Origin of the sequence: Mycobacterium sp., assembly GCF_004298145.1 — a bacterium.
GTDB lineage: Bacteria > Actinomycetota > Actinomycetes > Mycobacteriales > Mycobacteriaceae > Mycobacterium.
Window position 1 is genome coordinate 29,285 of the sequence record NZ_SCRH01000046.1, and the last position, 18,878, is coordinate 48,162.

General features: G+C 65.4%; 20 protein-coding genes. 14 read left to right on the plus strand and 6 right to left on the minus strand.

The window, feature by feature from the left end:
• Positions 1-66 precede the first annotated feature (66 nt).
• The gene (locus EPN51_RS18820; RefSeq protein WP_293045294.1) at positions 67-1,272 is read right to left on the minus strand and encodes a CoA transferase; all 1,206 of its coding nucleotides are present in this window, start codon (positions 1,270-1,272) and stop codon (positions 67-69) included.
• Positions 1,269-2,846 (minus strand): aldehyde dehydrogenase family protein, encoded by a 1,578-nt coding sequence (locus EPN51_RS18825; RefSeq protein ID WP_293045296.1) that lies wholly within the window; start codon positions 2,844-2,846, stop codon positions 1,269-1,271. Before EPN51_RS18825 ends, EPN51_RS18820 begins: the two co-directional genes overlap by 4 nt.
• Before the next feature lie 252 nt (positions 2,847-3,098).
• On the opposite strand from EPN51_RS18825, the gene EPN51_RS18830 reads away from it, so the two are divergent.
• The 8 genes from EPN51_RS18830 (at position 3,099) to EPN51_RS18865 (ending at position 9,875) form a co-directional block, all read left to right on the plus strand.
• A complete protein-coding gene (locus EPN51_RS18830) occupies positions 3,099-3,800 on the plus strand; it encodes an SDR family NAD(P)-dependent oxidoreductase (protein ID WP_293045298.1) in 702 nt (233 codons plus the stop codon).
• 33 nt (positions 3,801-3,833) lie between these two features.
• Entirely contained in the window at positions 3,834-4,709 is an 876-nt protein-coding gene (locus EPN51_RS18835; protein ID WP_293045300.1) for a mycofactocin-coupled SDR family oxidoreductase, read from the plus strand.
• 49 nt (positions 4,710-4,758) lie between these two features.
• A complete protein-coding gene (locus EPN51_RS18840) occupies positions 4,759-4,959 on the plus strand; it encodes a ferredoxin (protein WP_293045302.1) in 201 nt (66 codons plus the stop codon).
• 46 nt (positions 4,960-5,005) lie between these two features.
• Positions 5,006-6,370: a cytochrome P450 gene (locus EPN51_RS18845; protein WP_293045304.1), complete on the plus strand. Its 1,365-nt coding sequence runs from the start codon at positions 5,006-5,008 to the stop codon at positions 6,368-6,370.
• Positions 6,371-6,471: 101 nt separating this feature from the next.
• Positions 6,472-6,918: a hypothetical protein gene (locus EPN51_RS18850; protein ID WP_293045306.1), complete on the plus strand. Its 447-nt coding sequence runs from the start codon at positions 6,472-6,474 to the stop codon at positions 6,916-6,918.
• 55 nt (positions 6,919-6,973) lie between these two features.
• Positions 6,974-7,789, plus strand: a complete 816-nt coding sequence (locus tag EPN51_RS18855; protein WP_293045308.1) for a hypothetical protein — start codon at positions 6,974-6,976, stop codon at positions 7,787-7,789.
• Entirely contained in the window at positions 7,786-8,358 is a 573-nt protein-coding gene (locus tag EPN51_RS18860; protein ID WP_293045310.1) for a hypothetical protein, read from the plus strand. Before EPN51_RS18855 ends, EPN51_RS18860 begins: the two co-directional genes overlap by 4 nt.
• A 206-nt stretch (positions 8,359-8,564) precedes the next feature.
• Positions 8,565-9,875, plus strand: a complete 1,311-nt coding sequence (locus tag EPN51_RS18865; protein WP_293045312.1) for an alpha/beta hydrolase-fold protein — start codon at positions 8,565-8,567, stop codon at positions 9,873-9,875.
• A gap of 7 nt (positions 9,876-9,882) precedes the next feature.
• Here the strand turns inward: EPN51_RS18865 and EPN51_RS18870 are convergent, their stop codons facing one another.
• The 3 genes from EPN51_RS18870 to EPN51_RS18880 form a co-directional block, all read right to left on the minus strand.
• Positions 9,883-11,058, minus strand: coding sequence for an acyl-CoA dehydrogenase family protein (locus EPN51_RS18870; protein WP_293045314.1), 1,176 nt, complete (start codon positions 11,056-11,058; stop codon positions 9,883-9,885).
• Positions 11,042-12,040, minus strand: a complete 999-nt coding sequence (locus EPN51_RS18875) for an acyl-CoA dehydrogenase family protein (protein ID WP_293045316.1) — start codon at positions 12,038-12,040, stop codon at positions 11,042-11,044. Before EPN51_RS18875 ends, EPN51_RS18870 begins: the two co-directional genes overlap by 17 nt.
• A 125-nt stretch (positions 12,041-12,165) precedes the next feature.
• On the minus strand, positions 12,166-12,816 hold the full coding sequence (locus EPN51_RS18880) for a nitroreductase family protein (RefSeq protein ID WP_293045319.1): 651 nt from the start codon (positions 12,814-12,816) through the stop codon (positions 12,166-12,168).
• Positions 12,817-13,058: 242 nt separating this feature from the next.
• Here EPN51_RS18880 and EPN51_RS18885 point away from each other — a divergent pair, with 242 nt between their 5' ends.
• From EPN51_RS18885 to EPN51_RS18910, 6 genes are all read left to right on the plus strand, one after another.
• Positions 13,059-13,439, plus strand: a complete 381-nt coding sequence (locus EPN51_RS18885; protein ID WP_293045322.1) for a carboxymuconolactone decarboxylase family protein — start codon at positions 13,059-13,061, stop codon at positions 13,437-13,439.
• A 177-nt stretch (positions 13,440-13,616) separates the two neighbouring features.
• Positions 13,617-14,510 (plus strand): NAD(P)-dependent oxidoreductase, encoded by an 894-nt coding sequence (locus EPN51_RS18890; protein WP_293045746.1) that lies wholly within the window; start codon positions 13,617-13,619, stop codon positions 14,508-14,510.
• A 301-nt stretch (positions 14,511-14,811) separates the two neighbouring features.
• Entirely contained in the window at positions 14,812-15,903 is a 1,092-nt protein-coding gene (locus tag EPN51_RS18895; protein ID WP_293045324.1) for an amidohydrolase family protein, read from the plus strand.
• A 29-nt stretch (positions 15,904-15,932) separates the two neighbouring features.
• A complete protein-coding gene (locus EPN51_RS18900; protein WP_293045327.1) occupies positions 15,933-17,078 on the plus strand; it encodes an amidohydrolase family protein in 1,146 nt (381 codons plus the stop codon).
• Between the two features lies 1 nt (position 17,079).
• On the plus strand, positions 17,080-17,493 hold the full coding sequence (locus EPN51_RS18905; protein ID WP_293045330.1) for a Rieske (2Fe-2S) protein: 414 nt from the start codon (positions 17,080-17,082) through the stop codon (positions 17,491-17,493).
• 15 nt (positions 17,494-17,508) lie between these two features.
• A complete protein-coding gene (locus tag EPN51_RS18910; protein WP_293045333.1) occupies positions 17,509-18,375 on the plus strand; it encodes an alpha/beta hydrolase in 867 nt (288 codons plus the stop codon).
• A gap of 26 nt (positions 18,376-18,401) precedes the next feature.
• Here the strand turns inward: EPN51_RS18910 and EPN51_RS18915 are convergent, their stop codons facing one another.
• Positions 18,402-18,875 (minus strand): hypothetical protein, encoded by a 474-nt coding sequence (locus EPN51_RS18915; protein WP_293045335.1) that lies wholly within the window; start codon positions 18,873-18,875, stop codon positions 18,402-18,404.
• Positions 18,876-18,878 lie beyond the last annotated feature (3 nt).

Genomic DNA, 18,878 nt, shown 5'->3' on the forward strand with positions numbered 1-18,878 from the left:
CCGCTGCGCGCGGGCAGGCAGCGTCACTTTTGTTGGCGGGCTGAGACATTACAGGCGGCTCCAGTTCTAGGTGACGGCGCCGGCCGTCTTGAGCTCGATGATGCGGTCCCAATCGAGTCCGAGTTCCATCAGGATTTCGTCGGTCTGCTCGGCGAACCCGGGGGCGGGCCCGGTCTGTGGCGCTGCGACGTCGAACTGAACCGGGTTGGCAACCAACTCGAGTTCACCCGCTTGCACCATGTACTCGTTCGAGCGAACCTGCGCGTCGTCGACGGCTTGCAGGGTGTCCTGCACGGGCGCCCACGGACCGGAGAGCGTGGCGAAGCGTTCGCTCCACTCGGCCAGCGTGCGGGTTGCGATGGCCTTGGTCAGAAGTTCCACCGCATCCGCTGTGTTGGCGGCGATCTTCTCCACCGTGGCGAAGCGCGGATCGTCGGCCAGTTCCGGCAGGTCGACATGTTGGCATACGTCAGCCCAGAACTTGGTGGGCTGCATCATCACAAAGGAGATGTAGCGCCCGTCGGATGTCGTGTACAGCCCCACCAACGGGTTGTTGGGGGCGCCGTGCACGCCGGGCGGCGGCGCTTCCAGCCGCTGGCCCAGGTGCTTCGTCAGCGCGACGGTGTGCCCCATCGACCACAGGCCGCTGCCCAGCAGCGACACATCGACGACGGACGGTTCGCCGGTGCGTTCACGTTTGAGCAGCGCCGCCGCGATGCCGCCGGCGAGGTTGGTGCCCGAGATGGTGTCGCCGTAGGCGGGGCCGGGCGGAGCGATCATCCCCGGCATCCCGGCGGGAGTGATGGTCGCCGCGGTTCCGGCGCGGCACCAGAACGCGGTCATGTCGTAGCCGCCTTTTTCCGACTCGGTGCCACGCGGGCCGAGCGCACTGCCGCGGGCGTAGACGATGTTGGGATTGACCGTACGGATGTCGTCGACGTCGATGCCGAACTTCTTCCGATGAGCGGGAAGGAAGCTGGTGAGGAACACATCGGCGCGGCGGGCCAGCTCGTAGAGCACTTCCTTGCCCTCGGGCACCGACATGTCCAGCCCGATGCTGCGCTTGCCGCGGTTGGCGTGCTCGATGTTGGGGTTGGGATCGCCTTCGACACGCAACATCCCGGTCTGCCGGAGCCCGCGCTGCGGATCGCCGGTCACCGCGTGCTCGACCTTGACCACGTCGGCGCCCCATTCGGCAAGGACCGCGCCCGCCGACGGGACGAACCCGTACATGGCGACTTCCAGGACCCGGATACCCTCGAGCGGCCTCACGCGCCGGCCCCCTTGGCCGGCACCGCGGGAACGGCAAAGGTCTTGCGCTCCAGGAACTCTTCCAAGCCGGCCACCCCCATCTCGCGGCCGACGCCCGACTGCTTGAAGCCCCCGAACGGGCTGTCGGCGCCGAAGTAGTTGCCGCCGTTGATCGAAAACGATCCGGTCCGGATCCGGCGCGCCACTGCCAGCGCCCGCTCCTGGTCGCGACTGAACACCGCACCCGCCAGTCCATAGATCGAGTTGTTGGCGATGCGCACCGCATCGTCGTCATCGTCGAACGCGATCACCACGAGCACCGGCCCGAAGATCTCCTCCTGCGCGATCTCGCTGTCCGGATCGACGTCGGTCAGCAGTGTCGGCGCATAGAAGTAGCCGGGATCGAGCCGCGTGCCACCGGTGACCAGGGTTGCCCCGGCGGCCACGGCGCGCTGGACCATGCCGTCGACTTTGTCCCGCTGCCGTTCGTTGATCAGCGGCCCCATGTAGGTCTTGGGATCGGCCGGGTCGCCGTGGCTCACCTTGGCGAAGTTCTGCGCGATCAGCTCGACGATTTCGTCGTGGTGCGATCTGGGCACCAGGAGCCGGGAGGTGAGCGCACATCCCTGGCCCGCGTGGGTGACCATGCTGAAGGCCGCGAACACCGCCGCGGTGGCGAAGTCGGCGTCGTCGAGCATGATCGCCGCCGACTTGCCGCCCAACTCCAGAAAGACGCGCTTGATCGTCTCGCTGGCGGCGGCCATGATCTTGCGCCCGACCTGGGTCGATCCGGTGAAGGTGATGACGTCGACGTCCGGGCTGGTGGTCAGCGCGACGCCCGACGCGGGATCCGACGAACTGAGCACGTTGACCACGCCGGCGGGAATGTCGGTGTGGTTGGCGATCAGCTCGCCGAGCGCCAAGGTGACCAGTGGCGTGTCCGGTGCGCCTTTGAGCACCACCGTGCATCCCGCGGCCAGCGCCGGCGCCAGCTTGGCCAGCGCGAGCTGATTCGGATAGTTGTAGGCGATGATGGCGCCCACCACCCCGGCGGCTTCCTTTTCCACCCAGCGGTGGTGGCGCATGCCCCGCGATTCCCTGTCGCCCAGGTCTTCGGAGAACTGATAGCTACGCAACAGGTCCGCGTAGAAACGCACGATGCCGATCGGCTCGTCGAGCTGAGCACCCTGGGTCAGCGCGCGGGTGGCGCCGACTTCAGCGATGGTGAGCTCACGCAACTCGTCGGCGTGGTCGACGAGTGCCCGATGCAGCTGATCGAGGCAGCGGATGCGCAACTCGACATCGGTGGGCCAGCGGGTGGTGTCGAACGCACGCCGGGCGGCCGCGATCGCCGTTTGGGCCTCCTCGGCCCCGGCATCCGGAGCCTGCCCGATGACAGCGCCCGTCGCGGGGTTGATGGAGGGGAATGTCCTGTCCGCGGCGACGAGCCGGCCGTCGATCAACAGACGGTGGTCTCCGCCTGGCTCTGGGCCCGACTCAGGCGCGGCATCCGCGATGGTCGCCGCGGACCCAGTGGCGGGTTCTGCCGTGTCCTGGGCAGGCATGCCGGTACTCCCTAGTGTGGTGACGGTCACGATAATTTCATTCTCTTCCCCGGCGAATCTTACATTCGAGTTTCGATAATTCAAGAAAGTCTCAGGAATGAGATCGAGGTGCTGACCAGGGACGGAATTGGCCAGACTGTACCGTGCTGGACCTCTCGACGCAGGCCGAACACGGTTTCGCGGGCATGTTGCACGCCGCTCCGCGCGGAGAGTAAGGTTCTCATAATTGTAAGGGAGATTCTTTGTGGCTGAAATGGCCCCCGTCGGAGTAGAGGCCTCAAGATGAAGACTGCGGTGGTCACCGGTGGCGGATCCGGCATCGGCCTGGCCGTCGTGCAGCGCCTACGCGCCGACGGCCTGAACGTGGCCACCATCGACGTGCGGCCGTCGGACACCGATTTCACCTTCACCGCCGACGTGACCGACCGGTCGCAGGTGGATGCCGCACTGTCGGCCATCCGCGCCCAGCTCGGGCCGGTGACGGTTCTGGTCAACGCCGCCGGCCTGGACGGCTTCAAGAAGTTCCACAACATCACCTTCGAGGACTGGCGGCGGGTGATCGACGTCAACCTCAACGGCGTCTTCCACACCGTCCAGGCGGTGCTGCCCGACATGATCGAGGCCGGGTGGGGACGCATCGTCAATATCTCTTCGTCGAGCACGCATTCCGGCGCGCCGTACATGAGTCACTACGTGGCGGCCAAGTCGGCGGTCAACGGCCTGACGAAGTCGCTGGCCCTCGAGTACGGGCCCAAGGGCATCACCGTCAACGCCGTGCCGCCGGGCTTCATCGACACCCCGATGCTGCGCGCCGCCGAGAAGAACGGGTTCCTCGGCGACATCGACGAGACCATCGCCCGGACCCCGGTGCGCCGCATCGGCACGCCCGAGGACATCGCGGCGGCATGCGCGTTTCTGGTGTCCGAGGAAGCCGGCTACATCACCGGTCAGATCCTGGGCGTCAACGGCGGCCGCAACACCTGAGCAGTGCGCGGCAACCAACGGGAAGGAGAAGCGGTGGGAGACCGCGGACAGGGGCGCGTCAACGGGAAAGTCGCCTTGGTCACCGGAGCCGCACGCGGTCAGGGCCGTAGTCATGCGGTCCGGCTGGCCGAGGAAGGCGCCGACATCATTGCCGTCGACCTCTGCTGCGACATCGACACCATCGGGTATGCGATGGCCGCGCCCGAGGATCTCGACGAGACCGCCCGGCTGGTCGAGAAGACCGGCCAAACCGTGGTGGTAGCCCAGGCCGACGTGCGCGAGGCCGCACAGCTGAGCGCCGCGCTGGACAGCGGACTCGCCGAATTCGGCAAGCTCGACGTCGTCGTCGCGCAGGCCGGTATCGCCGGCATGAAAGGCCAACCGCCACTACAGGCCTGGTGCGACGTGATCAATACCAACCTGATGGGCACCATCAACGCCATTCAGGTCGCACTGCCCCACCTGGGCGCGGGCGCCTCGATCATCGCCACCGGATCCACTGCGGCGCTGATGGATACCAGCAAGAAAGACGTTCCGGGTAACGATCCCGGCGGAACGGCCTACGTTCATTCAAAACGCGCGATCGCCCACTACGTGCATGACCTGGCAACCGAGCTGGCCCCGTTGGGGATTCGTGCCAACGTCATCCACCCGACGAACACCAACACCCCGATGCTGCAGAGCGAGCCGATGTATCGGTCGTTCCGGCCGGATCTCGAACGCCCAACACGGGCCGATGCCGAGCCGGTTTTCGGTGTGCAACAGGCGATGAAGATCCCCTTCGTCGAACCGGAGGACATCAGCAACGCCGTGCTGTGGTTGGCCTCCGATGAAGCCAGGTACGTGACCGGCATGCAGTTGCGCGTCGACGCCGGTGGCTACCTGAAGTGGTACGACTACCACAATTGAAAACCGCTACAACGTCAGCCCTGAGAATCAGGTGAGAGGAGACAGCCTCGTGAAGGTCTGGGTGGATCCAGAACGATGCCAGGGCCATACCCTGTGCGCGATGATCGCTCCGGAATCTTTTCAGCTCAGCGATATCGACGGTACCTCGTCGGCAATCGACGAAGTGGTGCCCGTCGATCGGGAGGACCAGGTTCGCGAAGCCGCGCGGTCCTGCCCGGAGCAGGCGATCATGATCACCGACGACGCCTGAGCCGGCACGGGTCCTTAGCTACCGAAACACATAGGGAGACAGAGCGTTGAGTGTCGACGATGTCGTCAATGACGGCGACCGTAAGAAGAACTCCTATCACTTTGATCGGCATTCCTCCGAGTACCGGTCGCAGTTCAAAACGATCACCGACGAGATGCATGCCAAGTGCCCCGTCGCCTGGACGGAAACCTACGGCGGCCACTGGGTTGCGGCCGGGAGCCACGAGGTCTTCGAGCTGGCCCGCTGTCCCGTTGTCTCCAACGATCACGACATCCACGGAGAACGCCGCGGCTACAAAGGTATTTCGATCCCCACGGCCAAACGCGTCAGCGCGGTACGCGGCGGCATCCTGGAAATGGACGACCCCGACCACCGCATCTACCGAACCGTGCTCAACCCCTATTTGTCGCCGGCCGCGATCAAACGCTGGGAGCCGTTCATCGACGACGTGACGCGCGCCTGCCTCGACGAGAAGATCGAGGATGGCCGCATCGACTTCGTCGACGACCTGGCCAATATCGTGCCCGCCGTCTTCACGCTGGCCATGCTGGGCGTCCCGCTGAAGAAGTGGAATATGTACAGCGAGCCGGTGCACGCCGCGGTGTACACGCCCGAGCACTCCCCCGATATCGAGCGGGTCACCGCGATGCACCGGGAGATGGGGCTCGACATGGTCAACAACATGATCGAGATCCGCGAAAACCCGCGGCCCGGAATCGTCAACGGCCTGCTCGAGATGCGCATCGACGGCGAGCCCGCCCCGGACCTGGAAATCCTGGGGAACCTCGGACTGGTCATCGGCGGCGGATTTGACACCACGACCGCCCTGACCGCCCACTCGCTGGAATGGCTTTCGGAGCATCCCGATCAACGGCAGCTGCTCAGCAATGAGCGCAAGACTCTGCTCGACCCCGCCACCGAGGAGTTCCTGCGCTACTTCACCCCGGCGGCCGGCGATGGTCGGACCTTCGCCGACGACACCGAGCTCGACGGCACACAGTTCAAAGAGGGTGAGCGGCTGTGGATTTCGTGGGCGATGGCCAACCGCGACCCGGCGGTGTTCACCGACCCGGACAAGATCGTCCTCGACCGCAAGGGCAACCGGCACTTCAGCTTTGGTCTGGGCATCCACCGCTGCATCGGATCCAATGTGGCACGCACCGTGTTCAAATCCATGCTCACCGCGGTGCTCGACCGGATGCCCGACTACAAGTGCGATCCCGAGGGGACCGTCCACTACGAGACGATCGGTGTCATCCAGGGCATGCGCAAGCTGCCGGCCACCTTCACGCCCGGCCGCAGGGTCGGAGCCGGCCTGGACGAGACGCTGGAGAAGCTGCAACGCATCTGCGATGAACAAGAGCTCGCGAGACCGATCACCGAACGTAAGGAGACCGCGGTCATCGACTAGGCAGGTCCGGACGAACCAGTCATTGACTGCCGCAGTTTTTCCAAGTAGGCCTGTTCAACGTGCGAGCGCCTTATATTCGGGCCAGCCGCACGTGTGCAGAGATGGGAGACGCATCGGTGAAGACTTTCGCACTGGGCCTGGCGCTTGCCTCGGCCGCGCTGACGCTGACGCCGACCGCCCGCGCGGACGTACAGATTGGCAACTACAGGGTGGACACAAGCCGGGATCCCGGCCACAGCTGGATTTGGGCGATCCGACCGTGCAGATATGACCGAGGGCCGGAATGCCTGACCGTCCAAGGGGTTCCGCAACCCAACGGGCAAGCGGCGCCCTGGAAGGAAGACGCTCACCTGTCCAACGGCCGCTACACCATGGTCGTTGATGTACCCGACGGTGTGCGCTGCGTGGTCCAGTTCCTTCCCTCGCATGACGTTTACTCGTGGGATGCGGTGACACTGGCGGGTCACGTCGACTCAACATTCGACACGGGCTGCGGTGGCGCACCGGGGGGCACCAACACTTACCCGTTCTCGCTCGTGCGATGGTAGCCGCGTGAGACGTACAGGAGTCAGCCGATCATGAGGCCGACGGGCGGCAAGCACGATGCCTGAGGCGGAGAAGCCGCCGCAAGATTCGGCCACCTCGAAAGCCGACGCGGAGGCGTTGCTCGAGGAAGCCGAGGCCGAAGCAGCCGAAGCCGAAGCGTTGGCCGCCGCGGCGCGCGCCCGCGCCCGTGCCGCCCGGCTCCGGCGGGAAACGCAGGCCCAGGCTGAGACAGAGGCCGCGGCCGCGGCCGAGATCACCGACGAAGCCCCGGACACCGTCGAGGCAACCGACACCGACGAAACAGAGACCGAGGACGAAGCCACCGAAGAAACCCCCGCAGACGCGGAACCGGAATGCACGCCGGCCCGCTCTCGGCGACGCGTGCCGTTGCCGCCATTGTCGGTCACGTGGAAAGCGGCCGTCATCATCCTCATCTGCGCCTTCATCGGGGCCAGCGGATACATGGTCTGGCAACATCACGAAACCACCGAGCGCAACCAGCGCGCCGCGAACTTCATCGCGGGAGCCCGACAAGGTGTCGTCAACATGACGTCCTTGGACTTCAACAAGGCCAAGGAAGACGTCCAGCGGGTGATCGACAGCTCCACCGGGCAGTTCAGGGACGACTTTACGCAGCGCGCAAAAGATTTCACCACCGTCGTCGAGCAGTCCAAAGTCGTTACCCAGGGAACCGTGAATGCGGCGGCGGTGCAATCCATGGACGCGAATTCCGCGTTGGTACTCGTCGCGGCGACATCGCGGATCACCAACGTCGCGGGCGCCAAAGATGAACCACGCAATTGGCGGCTCAAGGTGACCGTCACAAACGACGGCGGGCAATACAAGATGTCCAAATTGGAGTTCGTTCCATGAGTGAGGACAACCGCGGCATCGACGCCGGCGGCGACTCTCCCGAGCAGACCGAACGCAGTGGACGTAGCGTGCCGCGCGCTTGGCGCAAGGTGAAACCCGTTCCGGTGATTCTGGTTGTGCTCCTGCTGATTTCCGGTGGCGCTGCGACGTGGTTGTACTTCACGCAGTACCGGCCGGATAAGCAAACCGACGCCGGCGTCGCGAGCGCGGTCGTCAATTCGGCGTCCGAAGGAACGGTCGCGATTCTGTCCTACTCACCCGAGTCACTCGACAAAGACTTCGCCGCCGCAAAGTCGCACCTCTCCGGAGATTTCCTGTCGTACTACAACCAGTTCACCGAGCAAATCGTAGCTCCGGCGGCCAAACAAAAGTCCCTGAAAACCGCCGCTCGGGTGTTGGGGGCCGCGGTTCAGGAATTACATCCGGATTCGGCCGTCGTGCTGGTGCTGGTCGACCAGAGCACGATGAGCAAGGACAACCCCGACCCCGCGATGGCGGCCAGCAGCGTGCTGGTGAGCTTGACCCGAGTCAACGGCAAGTGGCTGATCACCAAATTCGACCCGGTTTAGCAACCCATTAGGTGGACCGCACTCTCGTCGAGTGTGAACCCGCGGCTTTGACCATGACCTGGCGGTGACGACACGCCGGCGGCCACCGTGGCTTCAGCCCCAGCGTGCGGGCCATCCGACCGCCCAAGAATTCGCCAAGAATTCGTCGAGGTCGGCAGTTAATCCTTCCCTCACTGGATCGCCAGCAGCTGAGAGGAGGGATGGCCATGCTGAGCAACCACATATCGCTGATGCACGGCTGGGTACCGGTGGTGGTCCAGGTCGTCACCGGGATCACGTTGGGGCTGGCCGCGGGTTGGCGTTCCCGTCGTTGGCGCCTGTTATGGCTGCCGGCGGCGGCCGTCGTGGGCGGTGCGGCGGGGACGGCGGCGCACTGGTACATCGCCGGGGCCGCCGAATCGGCGCCGCGCGCGCTGTATGTGTGGATCGTGTTGGGCGCTACGGCCACGGCGATCCTGATCCTGGGTTGGCGCGGTGCGCGTTGGTGGCGGCGTGGCCTGTCGATCCTGGCCGTGCCGCTGTGTCTGCTCTGCTCGCTGCTGGTGCTCAACCAGTGGATCGGCTATTTCCAGACGGTGCAAAGTGCGTGGAATCATTTCACCTCCGGTCCGCTGCCCGACCAGACCGACAGGGCGACCGTCATCACGCTGGCGGCGAAGGGCACCAAGCCGCCCCACGGCAGCCTTGTGCCGGTGGCGATCCCCGCCGACGCGTCGCATTTCAAGCACCGCGAGGAACTCGTGTACCTGCCGCCGGCATGGTTTGCGAGCTATCCGCCGCCGAAGCTGCCGACGGTGATGATGATCGGCGGCGTGGTCAATACCCCCGCCGACTGGGTGCGCGCCGGCAATGCGGTGGACACCATCGACGCCTTCGCCGCCGCGCACGGCGGCAACGCGCCGGTGCTGGTGTTCGTGGACCCGGGTGGGGCCTTCGACAATGACACCGAATGCGTCAACGGAAGCCGGGGCAACGCCGCCGACCATCTCACCAAAGACGTTGTGCCCTACATGGTCTCGAACTTCGGAGTCAATCCTGACCCGTCCCGCTGGGGCAGCGTCGGCTGGTCGATGGGCGGGACGTGCGCGGTGAACCTGACCGTCATGCACCCCACCGTGTTCAGCGCGTTTGTCGACATCGAGGGTGACTTGACCCCTAACACGGGAACCAAGCAACAGACGATCGCCGATCTGTTCGGCGGCAATGCCGACGCGTGGGCGGCCTTCGATCCGACGACGGTGATCAACCGCCATGGCCACTACACCGGGGTCTCCGGTTGGTTCGCGATCGCGTCGGGTGGTTCGTCGACCAACCAGGCCGCGGCCGCGGCCTCCCTGTGCGCGCTCGGCCGGGCGAACGGCATCGACTGCGCGGTGGTCGACCGCGGCGGAAAACACGACTGGCCGACCGCCGGGGTGGCCTTCGCCACCGCGTTGCCGTGGCTGGCCGGCCAGCTGAACACTCCCGACGTGGCCCGGATCCCGTTGCCCGGCAATTTCTCTGGGCGGATGCTCTGACTGCGCGCTACCCGCGCGGGAGCCCCAGCACCCGCTGGGCGATGATGTTGCGCTGAATCTCGGAGGTGCCGCCGGCAATGGTGCCGGAGAAGCTGCGGGCAAAGCGCTCGAACCAGCTGGCGAAGTAGTGGTCGAGGTTCATATGTGCATACGGCCCGGTCTGACGCGGATGAATGAGCCCGTCGGCTCCCGCGGAGGTCAGCGCCAGCTCCATCCCGCGCAACTCCGCTTCGGAACCGAGCAGCTTGAGGACAGAGATCGCGGCCACGTCGTCTTCGCCGCGGGCGGCACGCGCCAGGGCCGCCGAACCCAGCAGGCGCAGCGCCTGTCTGTCCATGATCGTCGTGGCGTACTGGTCACGCTCGACGTCGGTGCCGGGATGGAAATCGTCGATCATGTTCTCGAGGCGGTCCGCGAAACCCAGCCACATCATGGTGCGCTCGTGGCCCAGCGACCCGTTGGCCACCAGCCATCCCTGGTTGAGCTCACCGACCAGGTTTTCCGCCGGCACCCGCACGTCGGTGAAGAACACCTCGTTGAAGTCCGTATCGTCGATGGAGCAGATCGACGGGAAGGGCCGGCGAACGACACCGGGGCTGTCGGTAGGGATCACCAGCGCGCTAATCCCCTTGTGCTTGGGGGCATCTGGATCCGTCCGCACGAAGGTCAACAAGAAGTCGGCGTCGTGCGCCCCGGAGGTCCACACCTTCTGCCCGTTGACGACGAAGTGATCGCCGTCAAGCACCGCGCGGGTGCGCAGCGACGCCAGGTCGGAACCGGCGCTGGGTTCGCTCATCCCCAGCGACGCCGTGATCTCGGCACGCAGGACGGGCACGGCCCAACGTTGCTTCTGCTCATCGCTGCCGAACGACAACAGTGACGCCGCAACGATATTCACGCCCTGCGGGTTGAAGCTGTGGTAGATGCGGCGGCGGCTCAGTTCCTCCAGGTAAACGAACTGCTGCAGCACCGTCGCGTTGCGGCCGCCGTATTCCGGCGGCTGGCTGGGCAGCAACCATCCGTTGTCGAAGAGGAGCCGTTGCCAACGACGCGCCCACTGGGGCATGTGCGAAACCGATCGCGGGCGCTCCAAGGTTTCGCTTGCGGGAGGGAGGTTTTCGTCCAGGAACGCCGAAAACTCGGCCCGGAACGCCTCGACGTCGGGATCAAAAGTCAGCTGCACGGTACTCCTCAGCGATCCGCGCTCGATGCTCTGCCGCGCCGCCCAGCATGAGTTCGCCCGCTTTGGCACGCTTGAGCGGGAACTGCAGGTCGTTCTCCCACGTGAATCCCATTGCGCCGTGCAGCTGTAAGCCGTGGCGAAAGACCAGCGACTGGCACTCCCCCGCCGATGCCTTGGCCATCGCGGCCGCCAGCCGGCGACGGGGATCGTCGGCCGCGATCGTCAACGCGGCGAAGTACGCCAACGCCCGCGCCCGTTGCACCGCGACGTGCATGTCGGCGGCCTTGTGCTGGACGGCCTGGAACGAGCCGATCGGTACACCGAACTGTTGGCGGCTACCCACGTGCTCGAGCACCAGGTCGAGGATCCGTTGGCAGGCGCCGACCATGGTGATTGCCATGCCCGTCAACGCGATGTGGTGCGCGCGCTCGTGGTCGACGGCCAGCCGGGCGCTGTCGGGCACCCGGACCCCGCTGAACGACAGGTCGGCCACGTGCAGGACCGGGTCGAAGACGGCCGAGCGGCGGGCCGACACCTGGCTGGACGCGGCGATGAACACGCCCGCGTCGGTCACCACCGCCAGGTTCTCGACGCGATCGCCGTCGAGTACATGGCGCGCCGTGCCGTCCAGCACCCAGCCCTCGGCGTCACGGTGTGCCGATACCCCGCCGTAGACGGCCGTGCCCGACTCGTGCGGGTCGAAGCGGTCCGCCACCAGCGGCGCGAACTGGCTCATCGTCGCCAGGAACGGTGTGGGGTCGGTCGCGCGGCCCAGCTCTTCGAGAACGATGGCGAGCTCGACCGTGCTCTCCGGGTCGCTCAGCTCGGTCCAACCCTGATCCACGTAGGACTTCCACAGCGGGCTCGGGTCGACACCCTCCTCCGCCACGCTGCGCACTAGCGAAGGCGGGCACTGCTTGGTCACGGCATCGCGCACCGTGTCCTGCCACAGCCGCTGATCAGCATCGAATTCCAACAGCATCCGCGCCGCCTCTCGTCCTGACTGTCACGGCGAGAATATCATTCTCGCTTGTGGAAGTAATAATCTCGGAATTCGGGCATGGGGTCACCGGAACGGTCCGCGACGAGCCGAATTGCTTCCGCAAGTTAGCCGCTGGTCAACAGCCCGTCGGGCGCACCATCCCAGCGGTCGAGGTTCACGAACTCGGTCAGCGGACGGCGGCGCAGCGGCCCGTGCTTGCCCTTGGGCCACCCGACCACGATGTGGCCGGCGACCATCCAGCCCTCGGGTATACCGACCGCGTCGCGCAGCAGTCGTTCACCGCCATAGGAGGCCCAGCTGGTCATACAGGCGCCGAGCCCCTGCGCGCGGGCGGCCAGCAGAAAGTTCTGCATGGCGGGAAAGATCGACCCGCCGAGCAGCAGTTCCGACGCCGTCGGGTAATGGGCCTGCGCGAACAACACCGACGTGAATTCACCGGCGCGGTCGTGCAATTCGTATGTCGCGCGGTACGTCCGGGCGCGACGGCTGTTGTCGTCGCCGGCGGGCCGGCTCATTCCGTAGACCGGCTCGATCACCTCCAGCGCGTGGGCGGCGGCCTTGGCCACCACGGCCCGCTGCTCGGGCGACCGCAGCACCACGAAACGCCAGCCTTGGGCATTGGCGCCCGACGGGGCCCACCGCGCCGCCTCGAGGCAGCGCGCCAGGATCGCGTCGTCCACCGGCTCGTCGCTGAAGCGCCGGATCGTTCGGGCCGTCGACATCACTTTCCAGACGTCAGCGCTTGCTCCGGTCATCGCCTCTCCTCAACGTCTAGCGCGCCCCGCTCGTATTCCTGGTCATCACAAGCGAATTGGGTGGTTGTGAAGTTCCAGCAGTCTTTGCCGGGAACGGGCAGGCGAGCGGGCAGGTCCATGTGAACCTCGACTGTAGACCTCGCGGATATCGGGCGGTGCAAGACTGCGCTCAGGCAATCGGAACTCAGCGGCGCGCCCCGGCGACATCGGGGCCGCCGCACCCGGAGTGGAGGAGGAAGGCATTGGATCGCGAAACCTACCAGCGGGGGCTGCAAATTCGCTCCGAGGTGCTGGGTGCGGAGTACGTCGACCGTGCACTGGCCGATGCGGATGACTTCACCGGGCCCCTGCAGGACCTCGTCACCGAGTACTGCTGGGGTGCAGTGTGGGGCCGCGAGGAGCTGCCGCGCAAGACCCGCAGCATGCTCAACCTGGCGATGATCTCGGTGCTCAATCGGCCCAACGAATTACGGACGCACGTCAAAGCGGCGCTGACCAACGGTGTCACCCGTGAGGAAATCCGCGAGATCTTGCTACAGGTGGCCATTTACGGCGGCGTGCCCGCCGCGGTCGACAGCTTTCGCATCGCGCGCGAGGCGTTCGCCGAACTGGATCGGGACTAGTGGTGACCGCCAGCGCGGCGCAGCCGGGCGCAGCGGGTCGCCACCATCGGGATCAGTGGCGATCGCTAGCGCGGCGCAGCCGGGCGCAGCGGGTCGCGACCATCGAGATCAGTGGTGACCGCCAGCGCGGCGCAGCCGGGCGCAGCGGGTCGCCACCATCGGGATCAGGAGTTCGTCATGGAGGTCGGGTTCATCGGGTTGGGAAATATGGGCTTTCCCATGGCACGCCGCCTTATTCAAGAAGAGCACGAGGTCGTTGCCTTCGATACGCGCAGCTCGGCACTCGAGCGCATCGTCGCCCTGGGGGCCCGCCCCGCGTCGTCGCCCAAAGAGGTTGCCGATGGCGCCGAAACGGTGCTGGCCAGCCTTCCCACGCCGGGCGTGTCCCTCGAGGTGGCGACCGGCGCGGCAGGCGTCATCGAAGGCGCACGGATTAAGCGCTATGTCGACTTGTCCACTGTCGGCAGGCAAATGGCGATGCAGATCCATGGCCTTCTTGCCGAGCACAACATCGTGAGGATCGACAGCCCGGTCAGCGGCGGCGTCGGCGGGGCCGAGAAGGGGACGCTGGCACTCATGGTGTCGGGTCCACGCAGCGAATTCGACGTCATACGAACGGCGCTCGAAGCCCTCGGCCGGCCCCTGTACGTCGGGGACAAACCCGGCTCGGCACAAACGATGAAGCTGGCCAACAACATCTTGGCGGCCAACGTCCTGGCCGCAACGGCCGAAGTGGTCGTCATGGGAGTCAAAGCCGGGCTCGACCCCGGCGTGATGATCGAGGTACTCAACGCGGGGTCGGGCGCGACGAGCGCAAGCCGCGACAAGTTTCCCCGCGCGATTCTGCCGCGCACCTTCGATTACGGCTTTGCCACCGGTCTGATGGTCAAAGATGTGCGCCTGTATCTCGAGGAGGCGAAGGCGCTGGGCGCGCCCGCCGAGGTTGCCGAGACGATCGCCCGGCTGTGGGAGGCCGTGGCGCGCGATGAAGGGCCCGATTCCGATTTCACGACGGTGATCAAGCCGTTCGAGAGGGCCGCCGGAGTCACGGTGGGCCCGTCCCTCGCCTGACCCGCCGCGCCGACCGCCATGCCGGGCGTCATGTTCGATCGCCATTGTCGGACGTCATGTTCGGACGTCATGGCGTAAAGCGATGGCGGATCCGACCCCTCACCAACCCGGAGAATGGTATTATCCAGATTGAAGAACGATACTTACCTAGAAGCCCACAAAATGCCCGTTACCAGCGGTAATGAATAAACGAAACGCTTACCGAAAACCCATTGATTGACCGCTCAGGAAAATGTTAGATTGGCTATTCACATGACGTCGCACGGCCCACTTTGGCCGCCGGAGCCGAAGGGTGGCTCTCGTGATCGAACACGCTGACGGGACAAGCACACCGCTGATCGACGCGAGCGTGCACATCTTCTTCCCGTCCAACAAAGCGCTGCGGAACACCCTGCGCGAGCCGTTCAAGAGCCGCGGCTTCCCCGATTACGAGATGGACTGGTACGGCGCGCCCGGCGGCGAGTACGCGCCCAACACCGAGGGCCCGGACCGTCAGTACCCCGGATCGGATCCGGAATTCGTTGCCACTGAACTGTTTACGAAACGCGGGGTGGACGTGGCCGTCCTGCATCCGATGGCCCGCGGCATCATGCCGGACCGGCACCTGGGCACCGCGCTGCACGCCGCGCACAACGAAATGATGGTGTCGAACTGGCTGGAATCCAGCCAGTTCGGCGACCGCTTCCGCGGCACCATCCGGGTCAACCCCGACGACATCCCTGGCGCGCTGCGCGAGATCGAGAGATGGCGTTCCCATCCGCGCGTGGTTCAGATCGGCGTCCCGCTGCAATCCCGCGAGCTGTACGGCAAACCGCAGTTCTGGCCGATCTGGGAAGCCGCGGTCGACGCCGGCCTGCCCGTTGCCGCGCACATCGAGGTCGGGTCGGGCATCGCGTTTCCGCCGACGCCGTCGGGGAATACCCGCACTTACGAGCAGTACGTCAGCTTCATGGCGCTGAACTACCTGTATCACCTGATGAACATGATCGCCGAGGGAGTTTTCGAGCGGTTCGACGGCCTCAAGTTCGTGTGGGGCGATGGCGCCGCCGACTTCGTGACGCCGTTCATCTGGCGGATGGACACCTTCGGCCGGCCGCACCTGGAGCAGACCCCGTGGTCCCCGCGGATCCCCAGCGATTACCTGCCCGGACACGTGTATTTCGTTCAGGGCAGCCTCGACGGCCCCGGCGACACCGAGTTCGCCGGCGAATGGTTCGGCTTCACCGGTAAAGACGACATGGTGATGTTCGGGTCCAGCTATCCGCACTGGCAGTGCGGCGACATCACCAAGCTGCCCAGCGCGCTGTCCGCCGAGCAGCGCGAGAAGTTGTGCTGGCGCAACGCGGCGCAGCTCTACGGCATAGACATCCCCGCCGGGGTGGGCGCACAGTAGAAGTAAGACGTGAGACTGAGGAGTTTCAGATGACGTTGACCCATTCTCAGGAGCGGCTTCCCGCCGCCGAGCGCATAGCCGTCCGGTGCGTCGACTCGGACGTCCACCCGGCACCCAAGCGCGGAGAGCTCCTCCCGTACATCCCCGAGCCCTGGCGCAGCAAGTACTTCCTCACTCGCAACGTGGGTGAGCAGATCTACTACGACGCTCCGGACTACGCGCACTCCTACGCGATGCGGGTGGACTCCTTCCCCGCCAACGGCGAGTTCCCTTGCAGCGACCCGGACATGGCGTTTCGCCAACTGATCATGGAGGCCGGCTCGGACATCGCGATCCTGGAACCGGCGGCCTACCCGGCGCGCATTCCTGAAGCGCAGCACGCGATGTCGAGCGCGTTGAACGACTGGCAGGCCAATCACTGGCTGGACAGCCACAACAACTGGCACGCGCGGTGGCGCGGCTCGATTTGCGCCGCCATCGAAGATCCCGAAGCGTCCGTGCGCGAGATCGAGCGTTGGGCCGGACATCCCTACATGGCGCAGATTCTGATCAAGGCCGAACCGCGGCCATCATGGGGCAATCCCAAATACGACCCGATCTGGGCGGCCGCCACCAAACACGACATCACCGTGAGCTGCCACCTGTCGCGCAGCCAGTTCGATGAGCTACCCATCCCGCCGGTGGGATTCCCCAGCTACAACCACGACTTCATGGTGACCTACTCGCTGCTCGCCGCCAACCAGGTGATGAGCCTGATCTTCGACGGCGTCTTCGACCGGTTCCCGACGCTGCGGATCGTCTTCGTCGAGCACGCGTTCAGCTGGATCCTGCCGCTGATGTGGCGCATGGACTCGATCTACGAAGCACGCAAGTCGTGGGTCGACATCAAACGCAAGCCCTCCGAATACGTCAAGGACCACATCAAGTTCACCACGCAGCCGCTGGACTACCCCGAAGACAAGACCGAGCTACGCCGCGCGCTGGAATGGATGGAGTGCGAGAAGATCCTGCTCTTCTCCTCGGACTACCCGCACTGGACGTTCGATGACCCCCGCTGGTTGGTCAAGCACCTCCCCAAGGCGGCCCGCGACGCGGTGATGTACAAAAACGGCATCGCGACTTACCACCTGCCCGAAACCGTTCCGGTTCTCGAGGGTCAGACCCGGGTGCTCTGAATTGACGACCAGCGAAGAAGGGGCAACCACGCGGCGCCCCGAGCCCCGTCTCGCCCAGGGCCGCGAGCATGTCGTCGCCACGGTGGACGAAATCCCGCCGGGCACACACAAACTGGTGCCGATTGGACGTCACGGCGTCGGCGTCTACAACGTCAACGGCACGTTCTACGCCATCGCAAATTACTGCCCCCACCAGGGCGGGCCGTTGTGTTCGGGACGAACCCGGGGACGCACGATCGTCGACGAGACCGCTCCGGGTGACGCGATCATGGTCCGCGACCTGGAATTCATCTACTGCCCTTGGCACCAATGGGGTTTCGAGCTGGCGACCGGCACCACCGCGGTCAAGCCCGAATGGAGTATCCGCACCTACCCGGTGCGTGTCGTCGGCAACGACGTGTTGGTACAGGCCTAACTACAGGAGAATCGGGTGCCTTCAATCGAGATCAACGGGGGAAATGTCGTCTACGAAATCCTCGGTGACTCCGGCGATCTCATTGCCCTGACGCCGGGGGGGCGGTTCAGCATGGAGATTCCCGGCCTACGCCCGCTGGCCGAAGCCCTGGCCGCCGGTGGCTATCGGGTGCTCCTGTGGGACCGGCCCAATTGCGGCGCCTCGGACGTGCAGTTCTACGGGCAGAGCGAGTCCCACATGCGCGCCGAGACGCTGCACAAGCTGGTGACGGGTCTGGGCTTCGAGCGCTGCATTCTCGCCGGAGGCTCCGGCGGGGCAAGGGATTCCATGCTGACCACGATCCTCTACCCCGAGATGGTCACCAAGCTCGTGGTGTGGAACATCGTCGGCGGCATCTACGGCACCTTCGTGCTCGGCTCCTTCTACATCGTCCCCAGCATTCTCGCGGTGCGAGGTACCGGAATGGACGGCGTGGTCAAGATCCAGGAATGGCGCGAGCGCATCGAGGAAAACCCGGACAACAAGCAGCGGTTCCTCGACTTCGACTCCGACGAGTTCCTCAAGGTCATGCTGCGCTGGCTGGGCGCATTCGTTTCCAAGCCGGGACAGACGATTCCGGGCGTCGAGGACGAGATGTTCGACCGAATCAAGGTTCCCACGTTGATCATTCGTGGCGGCGAGAACGACATGGATCACCCTAAGCGCACGTCGCTGGAGGTCAGTTGCTTGATCAAGGGGTCAAAGCTCATTGATCCTCCCTGGCCCGAGGACGCCTGGGAGCGCGCGGCCGAAGACCGCGCCGCGGGCAGGGTGCAGCATTTCAACATGTTCGACACGTGGGTGCAGGCGGCGCCCGCGATCCTCGAATTCCTGGGTTCGTAATGGCGCTACGTCGTATTTTGAGATTCCTACCTGGTGCGAATGTGGACCTCGCAGTTGAGCGACGACTCCAGCGCTGTGTGCACCCGGCTCTCCGGGATGCGTTCGAGGTCCTCTTCTCGCAGCGTCACGTACACGATGTCGAAACCGTCATCGTCGGGCATCCGGTCGATGTCACCGGTCAGCCCGAACGCGGACAGCACACCACGCGCGTCGTCGTCGGTCCCGCGGCTGACAAACGTGATCACACCCGGGGCTGGGGTGGTACTGAACGCGTTGGCGCACAGATCGATTGCGGTGGTTTGGGCCGTGTTACCGTCCTCGGCCGCAATCAGCAGTTCAACCTCGCGGCGGCGAACCGGCATGGTGGCGAGGTCGTTTTTGACCACGTCGGCGCCGGCCGCGGCCGCGAGCTTGTGGAGAGCTGCCATGCCGTCACGTAATTGCGCGGGCGTGAGCCCGCTTTCCGGGTCGACGTTGACACGCACCACCGCAGTTCGCATGTC

What these genes read in the sequence shown, in the direction of transcription:
- EPN51_RS18830 (WP_293045298.1), top strand. Translation starts at nt 3,099, where the DNA reads ATGAAGACTGCGGTGGTCACCGGTGGCGGATCCGGCATCGGCCTGGCC.
- EPN51_RS18850 (WP_293045306.1), top strand. Translation starts at nt 6,472, where the DNA reads ATGGGAGACGCATCGGTGAAGACTTTCGCACTGGGCCTGGCGCTTGCC.
- EPN51_RS18855 (WP_293045308.1), top strand. Translation starts at nt 6,974, where the DNA reads ATGCCTGAGGCGGAGAAGCCGCCGCAAGATTCGGCCACCTCGAAAGCC.
- EPN51_RS18860 (WP_293045310.1), top strand. Translation starts at nt 7,786, where the DNA reads ATGAGTGAGGACAACCGCGGCATCGACGCCGGCGGCGACTCTCCCGAG.
- EPN51_RS18865 (WP_293045312.1), top strand. Translation starts at nt 8,565, where the DNA reads ATGCTGAGCAACCACATATCGCTGATGCACGGCTGGGTACCGGTGGTG.
- EPN51_RS18875 (WP_293045316.1), bottom strand. Translation starts at nt 12,040, where the DNA reads ATGCTGTTGGAATTCGATGCTGATCAGCGGCTGTGGCAGGACACGGTG.
- EPN51_RS18880 (WP_293045319.1), bottom strand. Translation starts at nt 12,816, where the DNA reads ATGACCGGAGCAAGCGCTGACGTCTGGAAAGTGATGTCGACGGCCCGA.
- EPN51_RS18890 (WP_293045746.1), top strand. Translation starts at nt 13,617, where the DNA reads ATGGAGGTCGGGTTCATCGGGTTGGGAAATATGGGCTTTCCCATGGCA.
- EPN51_RS18900 (WP_293045327.1), top strand. Translation starts at nt 15,933, where the DNA reads ATGACGTTGACCCATTCTCAGGAGCGGCTTCCCGCCGCCGAGCGCATA.
- EPN51_RS18915 (WP_293045335.1), bottom strand. Translation starts at nt 18,875, where the DNA reads ATGCGAACTGCGGTGGTGCGTGTCAACGTCGACCCGGAAAGCGGGCTC.